The following is a 15,446-nucleotide window of genomic DNA, read 5'->3' on the forward strand; positions in this document are numbered from 1 at the left end:
GAAAAAATGCATTAACGAAAGCGCCGTTCACTACGGCACAGGAGTGTTTATGTCATTCAATGTTTCCCTGAGTGGGCTGCACGCTGCCCATAAAAGACTTGAGGTTGCCGGTAATAATATCGCCAACGTGGGTACCCATGGTTTCAAGTCATCCCGAGCGGAGTTCGCAGCCCTGTATTCGAGTGCGCAACTGGGCAGCGCTCACAACGCGGTCGGTGATGGTGTACGTCTGGCCACTGTCTCGCAAAACTTCAGTCAGGGCGGCGTCGACTCCAGTTCGGGTGGGGTTCTGGACATGCGTATACAAGGTAAAGGCTTTTTTGTGGTTAGCGATAACGGCGCACTTAGCTATACCCGCGCCGGTGCATTCAAAATGGATAAGAACGATTATATCGTTGATAACGAAGGTAACCGTCTGCAGGGTTATGGTGTTAATGCCAAAGGTAATGTCGTCAACGGAGTGCGCACCGACCTGAGGATCGATACTGCTAACATGCTGCCCAAAGCGACCACTGAAATCATCGAAACGATGAACCTGGATTCCTCTCAGCCCGCGCTCTCGGCACTTCCGGTTTTTAATCCGGATGATCCAGGTACCTATTCTAAAGTGATCAATAGAACCATTAAAGATAGCGGGGTAGGCGCTGTTGCGGAGGTCAAGGTCAAAGATGCGCAAGGTAACGAGACAGTGCTAGTCCAGGCCAAGCCCGCCATTCCTCCTGCAGATCATGAGCTTAAGCAGTATTTCGTTAAAACCGACGCCAACCAATGGGCGATGTACACGCTCATTGATGGGCGTAACCCAGTGGACCACACCACGACCACACCGCTGAAGGTAATGATGACGAAAAAACCGGACGGCAGCCTCTTATCCGCGGGCGATGGCGAACATATCAAAAAAACATCGGACACAGAATTTACCCTGGCTGGCTGGAAGCCTATCCAGCAAATCAATGGCGTCTGGGCCGCGAGTCCTGCGTTAAACAGTGGCCCTATAGTGCTTTCTTTAAGTGACGGGGCAACCAGCGGAGTGGATGAGGGAGACGCCGTGATGGCGCGGCGTGTTCCGGTATTCGGCGCCAACGATGTCACCACCTTTAATAAGTCGTTCGCGACCCCCCTCTATGACAGCTTGGGTAACAAGCATGAGATGACTCAATACTTCGTCAAGGACGATACGAACAGTTGGAAAATGCATGTTCTGGTCAATGGTCGAAACCCGGCGGACCCGGAGAAAACTGATCCAGCCTCCGCGCACATAACCTTCGATGCCTATGGCGCGGTTCAATCAATGACCGGCAGTCAAGGTCTTGAGGTTGCGAACCGGACATTGAACCTCAAGGGGTGGGTGCCTGCCAAGGTGATTGATGGGGCTACTCATAACGAAAAGTGGGTACCCAACGGCGCTCGGGGCAGTTCAGGCGGTATCGTCATTGATTTGAATAAGCTCAGCCAACATAACGCAGAGACTGCGCGCGTTTCAGCTCAGCAGGACGGGCATGCGGCAGGCAATATCAACAACATCAGCGTCGATATGAATGGGGTCCTTAGAGCGGGTTTCACCAATGGGCTGCATAAAAACATTGGTCAGGTCACACTCGCCAGCTTTGCTAACGAGCAAGGTTTGCAGCCGGGCAGTCATACCCATTGGCGGGAAACAAATGCCTCGGGTATCGCCACTATGGATGCGCCCAAGGTCGGTACATTGGGCAGTATTGTCTCGGGTGCGCTTGAAGGCTCCAACGTCGAATTGACCAATGAGCTTGTGGAGTTGATTCAGGCGCAAGTAGCGTATCAGGCCAACTCCAAAGCCTTGTCTACAGAAGCGACGCTGATGCAGACGCTGATACAGGCGACGTAAGCTGCGGTATTTATGGGTAGGCCCCAATGGGTCGGGGCTTACCGTACGTTTATTAGATGTTATGCACGAAATCGCTCACCAACCTGTTCATCCTCAATCGTTGGGCCGGTAAGGTGTCCAGTGAACGCGTCAACGTTTGGTTGAGTCATAACAGTAAGCCCGGCAAAGCCGGGCTGAAAGTGTAGGTGTTAGCTCCGATGGTTAACACCCGCATGGTCCGTAGGGGAATCTTCTTGGCGAAGTTCCCCTATGCCTCACTTGATAAAGTGTACTGCGGCCAAGGCCCGCATCTCATCTTCACTGCGCGGACTTTTGCTTGCGACGGTCCACAGATCAAAGGCAGCAGGGCGAGCGATGGTTATGATCGTCGCGAATCCAGCTGCTTGCAGTGTGCCGTTCAAGACCTTCTCTGTGAAGCCGCAACGATGCGCCATATAAAGATTACCCTTGGCCATGGCCGAGCGATAACCGTACAGGATATCGATAGGTGCGATCGGACCGGAAGCCGACTGATAGGCAGGATCGGTGAGTTTATCTTCGGCAACCAGAGCGCACACCGACTTCAGGTCCGGGCATGTAATCACCGCGAAGCCGTCGGAATTAAGCACGCGGAGGAACTCATTCAGCGCCAGTGGTACCTCGTGCGGGAAGAGGTGCTCAATATTGTGGCTGGAGAAGACAGCATCCACAGAGGCGTCCTCTACCCGCGACATATCGGTCATCGTTCCGACAATATCTGGCTGGACAGATTCATCAATATCGAGGCGCAGCTCATTCCAATCACCGGAATTGAAACCTTTGGTCGTAGACTCTTTGCGCAGAGGCCCACAGCCGACGTGAAGGAAGGTCTTGGCTTGGGCCTTGTTGACCTTTGACTTGGTTGTCTTTTTTTCTGGGGTTGCGGCGGGATCTTGGGGCGCCGCGCTCAATGGTGACGACTGCTTGGCCTGCTCGTTATCAATGATGATTTCTTTGACTTTCATATTATTCTCAATATTGAAACCAGCAATCTGGCTAAAGAGGTTATCAATCATGCGTACTTGATGATCCGTGCGAAACAGCGCGCTGTTATCGCGGTTAGCGACCAAGTGGGTTTTAATACGATCCAGGCGAGCAGGCTGGGTCGCCAGCTCTACCGCCAAATGCTCGTAGTGCTCAAAATTGTTCACCACCAGTTCATTCAGCCCCAGGTTGCTCAGCAAACTGCCTGCCATGCGCGACGCGAACGCTCGACCCGAGCAAGTCAGAATGGGTAACCCCATCCATAATGCATCGTTGGCGGTGGTGCCACCGTTGAAGGGAAAGCAATCGAGAAACAGATCTGCCACACAGTAGCGAGCCAAGTACTCAGGTGGAAGCACCCGTGATGCGAAGATCAGTCGCTCTGTTGCAATGCCGCGATCGGCGCAGAATGCCAGCAGATTGGACTGGACCGATGCATTGTCGGCCAGTAGCCACAGTACACTGTCGGGCACACGGAGCAGGATTTTAATCCAGACTTCGAACAGTTCCGGCGTGTATTTGTGATTGTTGTTGAAGGCGCAAAAGACGAAGGCATCTTCGGGCAGGCCACACTCGGCCCTGCTGGGAGTCTTTGCGACCAGGCGATGGCGATCGCTCACCTGGAAAACCTCCGGTAGATACAGCGGTTTTTCGGTGAAGTACGCCTGTTCCTGTTCGGGTAAAACATACCGGTCGCACAGAATATAGTCGATAAACGGCATGCCGCTGGTACCCGGAAAGCCGAGATAGGCCACCTGGATGGGGGCCGGTCGACGAGCCAGAATATTGATGCGTGCGCCGGCCGTCAGTCCCTGTAAGTCCACCAGGATATCGATTTCGGCTTCACGGATGCGCTGGGCAGCCGCCTCATCCGACAAATCACCGATAAGCACATGGACATCCAGTGCCGAGATGACCCGTTGGCGCAAGGCCGAACCATCATTAGGGCTCCAGCAGAAACCGTAGACCTCGAAACGCTCACGGTCATGCAACTCCAGCATCTCGACGATCAGCATCGATACCGGGTGCAAGGTGAAATCTGATGACAGGTAGCCTATCCGTAATTTTTTGTGACCATAGCCGGCTGGATTGGCTAACGGTTCCAGGCCCGGTGTGACTTTCTCGGCGATATAGCGTTGGGCTGCCTTTAATTGCAGTGCCGGATCATCGGACAGGTCAAGCATGGACAAGGCTGAGGCTGCGTTCAGAATTGCGGCGGGTGTCAAACCTGGTAACTCAATCAGCACAGGCCAGCTGCACTGTTTCTGGCGCAAACTCACCCAGTGATGGATGACATTGGGTTGGTCCGGTTTGAGCAACAGGCTACGGGTGAGGGTCACCTCAGCATCGTTATAGCGCTTGCGCGTCTCCAGCAGTCGACCTCTGTTGTTAAGCGCCAGAATCAGCAGGTCGCGTTTGTCACCGCTTACCTCGTTGGGTAACGCCAAAAGAACATCCCAATTTTCCAGCGCTTCATCGAAACGTTGCTGCTTTTCCAGCGTCGTGCCCAGGTTGAAAGCCGCTTGCAGAAAATCAGGTTGTCGCTTGAGAGCCTCGCGATAACTGTGCTCGGCAGCGATCAGTTCACCCGCCTCTACCTGCAAGACCCCAAGGTTGAACAGTACGGCATGGGCCAATGGCGATACACCATGGCTGGTCAGCCACTGCTGGTATGCCTGCATGGCGCCGGCGTTATCACCCGCTTCGCTGAGGACAGAGGCCTCGCCAAATAAGGTGGCAACGGATGATTGAATCTGTTTCAGGGTTTTTTTCATCTAACAAGTCCACGGATTGACCCCGGATATCCGGGTAAAAAAACACCGAGCTTAAACTCGGTGTCGTGGAGAGTGAAGGGGTACCCGGCAGTCAGCCTGCCGGGCACCGACGTGTAGCGTCAGACGTATTCGCTGTTGACGCCATGAAGCCATGTATGCAGCGCGGTGGTAACCCCTGTCAGACTGATCATCGTCCCGCTTGTCGTGCCGTCGCTTGTCACCTGAGCGGAAGTCAAACTCGCTACCTGAGTCTGGTCAAGCGCATTGAGTTGAGCTGATGTCATCGCATTCAACTGCGCAAAGGTTATCCCGTCCATCTGTCCTGTTGTAAGGCTGTGGATGGCGACGGTTGACAAGGCTGCTACCGTTTGCACCGTGAGCATGCCCACTTGCGTCGAGGTTAGGGCACTTGTCTGAGTGTCACTCAGGGCAACCTTGAGCGCGCCGGCCTGGGTGGCGTCATTCAACAACGCACTCACATTCACGCCCAATGCAGCGATGTCGGAAGCCGTTAATGCTCCAATTTGCCCCGTGGTCAACGCATCGACCTGCGTCGTTGTCAACGCACCCAGTTGAGCATTGGTCAGCGCGTCAATCTGGGCGGTGGTGAACTTGGCCAGATCGGCCGTCTCGATTGCGCCCACCTGAGCCGTGGTCAAGGCACCTACCTGATCGGTGGTCAGACCGATGATGTTGGCGGTGCTCAGGCCAGCAATCTCGGTGAGGCTGAGCTTGACCAGATCGGCGGTCTCGATTGCACCCACCTGGGTCGAGGTCAAGGCCCCCATTTGATCGGTGGTCAGGCCGATAATGTTGGCGCCGGTCAGGCCGGCAATCTGGTCGACGCTGAGCTTGACCAGATCGACTGTCTCAAAAGCGCCCACTTGGGTCGAGGTCAAGGCACCGATTTGATCGTGGGTCAGGCCGACGACGTTGGCGGTGGTCAGGCCGGCAATCTGGGCAGTGGTGAGTACCGCCAGGTCAACGTTCTCGAATGCGCTCACCTGGGCCGAAGTCAAGGCGCCGATTTGCGCGGTGGTCAGGCCGGTGATGTTGGCGGTGGTCAGACCGGCAAGCTGGTCGGTAGTGAGTGCGACCATATCAGCGGTGATGATTGCGCCTATCTGGGCTGCACTGAACTTGGCCAGATCGGTCGCCTCGATAGCGCCCACTTGGGCCGAGGTCAAGGCGGCCACTTCTCCGGTAGTCAGACCGATGATGTTGGCGGTGGTCAGCGCGGCAATCTGGGCGATGCCGAGCTTGACCAGGTCCGCAGTTTCGATCGCGGCCACTTGGGCCGAGGTCAAGGTACCCATTTGATCGACGGTCAAACCGACGATGTTGGCGGTGGTCAGTGCGACGATCTGGGCGGTGCTGAGTTTGATCAGATCAGCGTCCGTGATCGCGCCTACCTGGGCCGATGTCAAGGCACCCATCTGATCGGTCGTCAGGCCGAGGATGTTGGCGGTGCTCAGGCCAGCAATCTGGTCGGTGCTGAGCTTGACCAGGTCGGCGGTTACGATCGCGGCCACCTGGGCCGAGGTCATGGCACCCATCTGATCGGCAGTCAGACCCGCGATGTTGGCGGTGGTCAGTGCGGCAATCTGAGCCGTGCTGAGTTTGGCCAGATCGGCGGTCTCTATCTCGCCCACTTGGGTCGAGGACAAGGCAGTCACTTGCGCGGTGGTCAGACCGACGATGTTGGCAGTGGTCAGCGCGGCAATCTGGTCGGCGGTGAGCGCGGCCAGATCAGCGGTGATGATTGCGCCCACCTGGGCCGAGCTGAGTTTGGCCACATTCGCGGCTTCGATCGCGCCCACCTGAGTCGAGCTCAAGGAGGCGATTTGCGCGGTGGTCAGACCGATGATGTTGGCGGTGCTCAGTGCGTCAATCTGGGCGGTGCCGAGCTTGGCCAGATCGGCCGTCTCGATTGCACCTACCTGGGCCGAGGTCAAGGTACCCATTTGATCGACGGTCAAACCGACGATGTTGGCGGTGGTCAGTGCGACGATCTGGGCGGTGCTGAGTTTGATCAGATCAGCGTCCGTGATCGCGCCTACCTGGGCCGATGTCAAGGCACCCATCTGATCGGTCGTCAGGCCGAGGATGTTGGCGGTGCTCAGGCCAGCAATCTGGTCGGTGCTGAGCTTGACCAGGTCGGCGGTTACGATCGCGGCCACCTGGGCCGAGGTCATGGCACCCATCTGATCGGCAGTCAGACCCGCGATGTTGGCGGTGGTCAGTGCGGCAATCTGAGCCGTGCTGAGTTTGGCCAGATCGGCGGTCTCTATCTCGCCCACTTGGGTCGAGGACAAGGCAGTCACTTGCGCGGTGGTCAGTCCGACGATGTTGGCAGTGGTTAGCGCAGCAATCTGGTCTGCGGTCAGTGCGGCCAGATCAGCGGTGATGATTGCGCCCACCTGGGCCGAGCTGAGTTTGGCCACATTCGCGGCTTCGATCGCGCCCACCTGAGTCGAGCTCAAGGAGGCGATTTGCGCGGTGGTCAGACCGATGATGTTGGCGGTGCTCAGTGCGTCAATCTGGGCGGTGCCGAGCTTGGCCAGATCGGCCGTCTCGATTGCACCTACCTGGGCTGAAGTCAAGGTACCCATTTGATCGACGGTCAAACCGACGATGTTGGCGGTGGTCAGTGCGACGATCTGGGCGGTGCTGAGTTTGATCAGATCAGCGTCCGTGATCGCGCCTACCTGGGCCGATGTCAAGGCACCCATCTGATCGGTCGTCAGGCCGAGGATGTTGGCGGTGCTCAGGCCGGCAATCTGGTCGGTGCTGAGCTTGATCAGGTCGGCGGTTACGATCGCGGCCACCTGGGCCGAGGTCAAGGCACCCATCTGATCGGCAGTCAGACCCGCGATGTTGGCGGTGCTCAGCGCGGCAATCTGGGCCGTGCTGAGTTTGGCCAGATCGACGGTCTCGATCTCGCCCACTTGGGTCGAGGACAAGGCAGTCACTTGCGCGGTGGTCAGACCGACGATGTTGGCAGTGGTCAGCGCGGCAATCTGGTCGGCGGTCAGTGCGGCCAGATCAGCGGTGATGATTGCGCCCACCTGGGCCGAGCTGAGTTTGGCCACATTCGCGGCTTCGATCGCGCCCACCTGAGTCGAGCTCAAGGAGGCGATTTGCGCGGTGGTCAGACCGATGATGTTGGCGGTGCTCAGTGCGTCAATCTGGGCGGTGCCGAGCTTGGCCAGATCGGCCGTCTCGATTGCACCTACCTGGGCTGAGGTCAAGGTAGCCATTTGATCGACAGTCAGGCCGACGATGTTGGCGGTGGTCAGTGCGACGATCTGGGCGGTGCTGAGTTTGATCAGATCAGCGTCCGTGATCGCGCCTACCTGGGCCGATGTCAAGGCACCCATCTGATCGGTCGTCAGGCCGAGGATGTTGGCGGTGCTCAGGCCGGCAATCTGGTCGGTGCTGAGCTTGATCAGGTCGGCGGTTACGATCGCGGCCACCTGGGCCGAGGTCAAGGCACCCATCTGATCGGCAGTCAGACCCGCGATGTTGGCGGTGCTCAGCGCGGCAATCTGGGCCGTGCTGAGCGCGGCCAGATCGGCGGTCTGGATCTCGCCCACTTGAGTCGAGGACAAGGCAGTCACTTGCGCGGTGGTCAGTCCGGCGATGTTGGCAGTGGTCAGCGCAGCAATCTGGTCGGCGGTCAGTGCGGCCAGATCAGCAGTGATGATTGCGCCCACCTGGGCCGAGCTGAGTTTGGCCACATTCGCGGCTTCGATTGCGCCCACCTGAGTCGAGCTCAAAGAGGCGATTTGCGCGGTGGTCAGACCGATGATGTTGGCGGTGCTCAGTGCGTCAATCTGGGCGGTGCCGAGCTTGGCCAGATCGGCCGTCTCGATTGCACCTACCTGGGCTGAAGTCAAGGTAGCCATTTGATCGACGGTCAAACCGACGATGTTGGCGGTGGTCAGTGCGACGATCTGGGCGGTGCTGAGTTTGATCAGATCAGCGTCCGTGATCGCGCCTACCTGGGCCGATGTCAAGGCACCCATCTGATCGGTCGTCAGGCCGAGGATGTTGGCGGTGCTCAGGCCGGCAATCTGGTCGGTGCTGAGCTTGATCAGGTCGGCGGTTACGATCGCGGCCACCTGGGCCGAGGTCAAGGCACCCATCTGATCGGCAGTCAGACCTGCGATGTTGGCGGTGCTCAGCGCGGCAATCTGGGCCGTGCTGAGTTTGGCCAGATCGGCGGTCTCGATCTCGCCCACTTGGGTCGAGGACAAGGCAGTCACTTGCGCGGTGGTCAGTCCGGCAATGTTAGCAGTGGTCAGCGCAGCAATCTGGTCGGCGGTCAGTGCGGCCAGATCAGCGGTGATGATTGCGCCCACCTGGGCCGAGCTGAGTTTGGCCACATTCGCGGCTTCGATCGCACCCACCTGAGTCGAGCTCAAAGAGGCGATTTGCGCGGTGGTCAGACCAATGATGTTGGCGGTGGTCAATGCATCAATCTGGGCGGTGCCGAGCTTGGCCAGATCGGCCGTCTCGATTGCACCTACCTGGGCTGAAGTCAATGCACCCATCTGATCGACGGTTAGGCCGACGATGTTGGCGGTGGTCAGTGCGACGATCTGGGCGGTGCTGAGCTTGCTCAGATCAGCGTTCCCGATCGCGCCCACTTGGGTCGAGCTCAACGCAGCGACTTGCGCGGTAGTCAGGCCAATGATGTTGGCGGTGCTCAGGCCGGCAATCTGGTCGATGCCGAGCTTGGCCAGGTCGGCCGTGCCGATCGAACCCACCTGGGCCGAGGTCAATGCACTGATTTGATCGGCGGTCAGGCCGACGATGTTGGCAGTGGTCAGCGCCGCAATCTGAGCAGTAGTCAGGGTCGCCAGATCGACTTTGGTGATCGAACCCACCTGATCCGAGGACAAGGCAGCCACTTGGGCGGTTGTCAGGCCAGCGATGTTGGCGGTGGTCAGCGCGGCAATCTGGTCGGCGGTGAGCGCGGCTAGGTCAGCAGTGATGATTGCGCCGATTTGGGCTGAGCTGAATTTGGCCAGATCAGTCGCTTCGATCGCACCCACCTGAGTCGAGCTCAATGCGGCGATTTGCGCGGTGGTCAGGCCGGCGATATTGGCGGTGGTCAGTGCGGCAATCTGGGCGGTACCGAGCTTGGTCAGGTCAGCAGTGCCGATTGCACCCACCTGGGCCGAGGTCAAGGCGCCGATTTGATCGGCGCTCAGGCCGACGATGTTGTCAGTGGTCAGTGCGGCAATCTGGGCGGTGCTGAGCTTGCTCAGGTCGGCTGTTTCGATCGCGGCCACTTGGGTCGAGCTCAAAGCAGCGACTTGGCCGGCGGTCAGGCCGGCGATGTTGGCGGTGCTCAGGCCGGCAATCTGGTCGACGCCGAGCTTGGCCAGGTCGGCCGTGCCGATCGAACCCACTTGGGCCGAAGTCAAGGCCCCCATCTGATCGGCGGTCAGTCCGATGATGTTGGCGGTGGTCAGTGCAGCAATCTGAGCGGTAGTCAGGGTTGCCAGATCGACTTTGGTGATCGAGCCCACCTGGGTCGAGGACAAGGCAGCCACTTGGGCGGTGGTCAGGCCAGTGATGTTGGCGGTGGTCAGCGCGGCGATCTGGTCGGCGCTGAGCGCAGCCAGATCAGCAGTGATGATTGCGCCGACTTGGGCTGCGCTGAACTTGGCCAGATCGGCCACCTCGATAGCACCCACCTGAGTCGAGCTCAAAGCGGCCACTTGGGCGGCGGTCAGGCCGGCGACGTTGGCGGTGGTCAGCGCGGCAATCTGGGCGGTACCGAGCTTGGTCAGGTCAGCAGTGCCGATTGCACCCACCTGGGCCGAGGTCAAGGCGCCGATTTGATCGGCGCTCAGGCCGACGATGTTGTCAGTGGTCAGTGCGGCAATCTGGGCGGTGCTGAGCTTGCTCAGGTCAGCTGTCTCGATCGCGGCCACCTGGGTCGAGCTCAAGGCAGCCACTTGCGCGGCGGTCAAACCAATGATGTTGGCGGTGCTCAGGCCGGCGATCTGGTCGACGCCGAGCTTGGCCAGGTCGGCAGTGCCGATCGCGGCCACCTGGGCCGAGGTCAATGCACCCACTTGCGCGGCAGTCAGGCCGGTGATGTTGGCGGTGGTCAGCGCGGCAATCTGGGCGGCACTGAGCTTGCTCAGGTCAGCTGTCTCGATCGCGGCCACTTGGGTCGAGGACAAGGCAGCCACTTGCGCGATGGTCAGACCGGTGATGTTGGCGGTGGTCAGGCCAGCGATCTGGTCGGCGCTGAGCGCGGCGATGTCAGCAGTGATAATTGCGCCGACTTGGGCTGCGCTGAATTTGGCCAGATCGGCCACCTCGATAGCGCCCACCTGAGTCGAGCTCAAGGCGGCCACTTGGGCGGCGGTCAGGCCGGCGACGTTGGCGGTGGTCAGCGCGGCAATCTGGGCGGTGCCGAGCTTGGTCAGGTCAGCAGTGCCGATGGCACCCACCTGGGCCGAAGTCAAAGCCCCTATTTGATCGGCGCTCAGGCCAATGATGTTGGCGGTGGTCAGCGCTGCAATCTGGGCGGTGCTGAGTTTGCTCAGGTCGGCTGTCTCGATCGCGCCCACTTGGGTCGAGCTCAAGGCGGCGATTTGCGCGGCGGTCAGGCCAGCGATATTGGCGGTGGTCAGCGCGGCAATTTTATCGGTGGTGAGTGCAGCCAGATCGGCTGTCTCGATCGCACCTATCTGGGTAGAGCTGAGTTTGGCCAGATCAGTCGCTTCGATCGCGCCCACCTGCGTCGAGGTCAAGGCTTTCATCTGTGCCGTGGTCAGACCGGCAATGTTGGCGGTGGTCAGCGCCACAATCTGGTCTGTCGAGAGCGTCGCCAGATCGGCCGTGGTGATCGCGGCCACTTGGGCCGTACTCAAGGCACCTACCTGATCGGCAGTCAAACCGGCGATGTTGGCGGTGGTCAATGCAGCAATCTGGGTGACGCTGAGTTTGACCAGATCGGCTGTGGTGATTGCAGCCACTTGGGTCGAGGTCAAGGCACCCACTTGCGCGGCAGTCAGGCCAAGGATGTTGGCGGTTGTCAGCGCGGCAATTTTATCGGTCGTCAGGGCAGCCAGGTCGGCTGTCTCGATTGCACCCACTTGGGCGGCGCTGAGTTTGGCCAAATCAGTTGTGCCGATCGCGCCCACCTGAGTCGAGGTCAAGGCTTTCATCTGCGCTGTAGTCAGACCAGCAATGTTGGCGGTGGTCAGTGCGGCAATCTGATCGGTAGTGAGCGTCGCCAGATCAACCGTGGTGATCGCGGCCACTTGGGTCGAACTCAAAGCAGCCACTTGTGTAGTGGTCAGGCCGGCGATGTTGGCGGTGGTCAGTGCGGCAAGCTGGTCGGCGCTTAGCTTAGCCAGATCGGCCGTGGTGATCGCGCCCACCTGAGTTGAGGTCAAGGCTTTTATCTGCGCCGTGGTCAGGCCAGAGATGTTGGCGGTGGTCAGTGCGGCAATTTTATCGGTCGTCAGAGCAGCCAGGTCGGCTGTGTCGATTGCACTCACCTGAGCAGCGCTGAGCTTAGCCAGGTCGGCCGTAGTGATTGCGCCCACTTGGGTCGAGGTCAAGGCCTTCATCTGCGCGGTGGTCAGGCCAACGATGTTGGCAGTGGTCAGCGCGACAATCTGGTCGGTCGAGAGCGCTGCCAGATCCGCCGCGGTGATCGCGGCCACTTGGGCTGTAGTCAGTGCGCCCACTTGCGCGGTGGTCAGGCCAGCGATATTGGCAGTGGTCAGCGCGGCAACCTGGAAGATGCTGAGCTTGGCCAGGTCGGCGGTTCCGATCGCGGCCACTTGGGTTGAGGTCAATGCCTTCACTTGGTCGGTGGTCAGGCCAGTGATGTTGGCGGTGGTCAGCGCGGCGATCTGGTCGGTAGTGAAGGTCGCCAGGTCAGCCTTGGTGATTGCAGCCACTTGTGCTGCAGTTAGTGCGCCCACTTGAGCGGAGGTCAGGCCGGCGATGTTGGCGGTGGTCAGTGCCGCAATCTGGGCGACGCTGAGTTTGACCAGATCGGCCGTGGTGATCGCAGCCACTTGAGTCGAGGTCAATGCCTTCACCTGCTCGGAGGTCAGGCCGGCGATGTTGGCGGTGGTCAGTGCAGCAATTTTATCGGTGGTCAGGGCAGCCAGGTCAGCGGTATCGATCGCACCCACTTGGGCCGCGCTGAGTTTGGCCAGGTCGGCCGTCTCGATTGCGCCCACCTGAGTCGAGGTCAAGGCCTTCATCTGTGCCGTGGTCAGGCCAGTGATATTGGCGGTGGTCAACGCGACAATCTGGTCGGTCGTGAGCGACGCCAGGTCCGCCAGGGTGATCGCGGCCACTTGGGTCGAGTTCAAGGCGGCGACTTGCGCGGTGGTCAGGCCAGCGATGTTGGCGGTGGTGAGCGCGGCAATCTGGGCGACGCTGAGCTTGGTCAGGTCGGCAGTTCCGATCGCGGCCACTTGGATAGAGGTCAGGGCCTTCACCTGCTCGGTGGTCAGGCCGGCGATGTTGGCGGTGGTCAGCGCAGCAATCTGGTCGGTGGTGAAGGTCGCCAGATCAGCCTTGGTGATCGCGGCTACTTGGGCTGCACTCAGAGCGCTCACTTGAGCGGCAGTCAGGCCGGCGATGTTGGTGGTGGTCAGCGCGGCAATCTGGAGGACGCTGAGTTTGGCCAGATCGGCGGTAGTGATCGCCGCTACTTGAGTCGAGCTCAAGGCTTTCACTTGGTCGGTTGTGAGGCCAGTGATGTTGGCGGTGGTCAGCGCAGCAATTTTATCGGTCGTCAGGGCAGCCAGGTCGGCGGTATCGATCGCACCCACTTGGGTTGCGCTGAGCCGGGCCAGGTCGGCCGTCTCGATTGCGCCCACTTGGGTCGAGGTCAACGCTTTCATCTGCGCGGTGGTCAGACCGGTAATGTTGGCGGTGGTCAACGCGATAATCTGGTCGGTCGTGAGCGACGCCAGATCCGCCAGGGTGATCGCCGCCACTTGGGCGGAAGTCAGCGTGGCGACTTGTGCTGTGGTGAGGCCCGCGATGTTGGCGGTGGTCAGCGCGGCAATCTGTACGGCGCTGAGCTTGGCCAGGTCGGCAGTTTCAATCGCCGCCACTTGGGTGGAGGTCAAGGCCTTCACCTGGTCAGTGGTGAGGCCAGTGATGTTGGCGGTGGTCAGTGCGGCAATCTGGTCGGTCGTGAAGGTCGCCAGATCAGCCTTGGTGATCGCGGCCACTTGTGCTGCAGTCAGCGCGCCCACTTGAGCGGAGGTCAGGCCGGCGATGTTGGCGGTGGTCAGTGCCGCAATCTGGGCGACGCTGAGTTTGACCAGGTCGACCGTGGTGATCGCGGCCACTTGGGTGGAGGTCAATGCCTTCACCTGGTCGGCGGTGAGGCCAGTGATGCTGGCGGCGGTCAGTGCGGCAATTTTGTCGGTGGTGAGTGCGGCCAGATCGGCTGTCTCGATCGCACCTACCTGGGCAGCGGTGAGCTTGGCCAGGTCGGCCGTCTCGATTGCGCCCACTTGGGTGGAGGTCAACGCTTTCATCTGTGCCGTGGTCAGACCGGTGATGTTGGCGGTGGTCAGCGCAGCAATCTGGTCAGTGGTGAAGGTCGCCAAATCTGCCAAGGTGATTGCGGCCACCTGGGCGGCAGTCAGCGTGGCGACCTGTGCGGTGCTCAGGCCAGCGATGTTAGTGGCGGTCAGCGCAGCAATCTGCAGGACGCTGAGCTTGGCCAGGTCGGCGGTTTCGATTGCCGTCACTTGGGTGGAGGTCAATGCCTTCACCTGGTCGGTGGTCAGGCCCGCGATGTTGGCGGTGGTCAGCGCAGCAATCTGATCGGTGGTGAAGGTCGCCAGATCAGCCTTGGTGATCGCGGCTACTTGGGTGGCACTCAGCGCGCTTACTTGTGCGGTGGTCAGTCCTGCGATGTTGGCGGTGGTCAGCGCGGCAATCTGGGCGACGCTGAGTTTGACCAGATCGGCCGTAGTGATCGCCGCCACTTGACTCGAGGTCAAAGCCTTGATCTGTTCGACGGTCAGGCCGGTGATGTTGGCGGTGGTCAGTGCAGCAATTTTATCGGTCGTCAGGGCAGCCAGGTCGGCGGTATCGATCGCACCCACTTGGACTGCGCTAAGTTTGGCCAGGTCGGCCGTCTCGATTGCGCCCACTTGGGTGGAGGTCAATGCCTTCATCTGCGCCGCAGTCAGACCGGTGATGTTGGCGGTGGTCAGCGCAACAATCTGGTCGGTAGTGAGGGTCGCCAGATCCGTTGCAGTGATCGCGGCCACTTGGGCGGCAGTCAGCGTACTTACTTGCGTGGAGGTCAGGCCGGCAATGTTGGCGGTGGTCAACGCGGCAATCTGGACGACGCTGAGCTTGGCCAGGTCGGCAGTTTCAATCGCGGCCACTTGGGTGGAGGTCAATGCCTTCACCTGGTCGGTGGTCAGGCCGGTGATGTTGGCGGTGGTCAGTGCAGCAATCTGGTCAGTGCCAAGCGCCGAAACCTGACTGGCCGTCAGTGAGGCAGTCTGGGTTTTAGACATCCAGCCAATTTGATCGGTCAAGCCGGTAAAGTCGAGGTGGCTGATCTGAGCTGCGGTCAAACCTGCAAACTGGGCCTGCGTCAGAAGAGCCAGTGTGTACGTATTAATCTCGGTAACCGTGGCCGAGGCAATTTGGGCGGCGGTTGTCGTTGAAGTAATTGCTGCCATCTTTGCAACTCCTAAAAAGCTCGAAAATCAGGAATAAAGGGAAGGTGAAGGGTGGTTGCAGGCGCTGAGTGCGATACCTAGCCGTGATCGTCA

The 15,446-nt window shown here is 59.6% G+C and carries 3 protein-coding genes; 1 reads left to right on the forward strand and 2 read right to left on the reverse strand.

The window, feature by feature from the left end:
• Positions 1 to 49 precede the first annotated feature (49 nt).
• On the forward strand, positions 50 to 1,861 hold the full coding sequence (locus tag AC1ME2_RS22400) for a flagellar hook-basal body complex protein (RefSeq protein ID WP_480436867.1): 1,812 nt from the start codon (positions 50 to 52) through the stop codon (positions 1,859 to 1,861).
• A gap of 254 nt (positions 1,862 to 2,115) precedes the next feature.
• Here AC1ME2_RS22400 and AC1ME2_RS22405 read toward each other — a convergent pair whose 3' ends face one another.
• Together AC1ME2_RS22405 and AC1ME2_RS22410 are read right to left on the reverse strand one after the other, a co-directional pair.
• Positions 2,116 to 4,638, reverse strand: a complete 2,523-nt coding sequence (locus AC1ME2_RS22405) for an O-linked N-acetylglucosamine transferase family protein (RefSeq protein WP_480436869.1) — start codon at positions 4,636 to 4,638, stop codon at positions 2,116 to 2,118.
• Between the two features lie 119 nt (positions 4,639 to 4,757).
• Positions 4,758 to 15,353, reverse strand: coding sequence for a beta strand repeat-containing protein (locus AC1ME2_RS22410; RefSeq protein WP_480436870.1), 10,596 nt, complete (start codon positions 15,351 to 15,353; stop codon positions 4,758 to 4,760).
• Between the last annotated feature and the right edge of the window lie 93 nt (positions 15,354 to 15,446).

The sequence above is a fragment of the Pseudomonas sp. ASL9 genome (genome assembly GCF_056680335.1).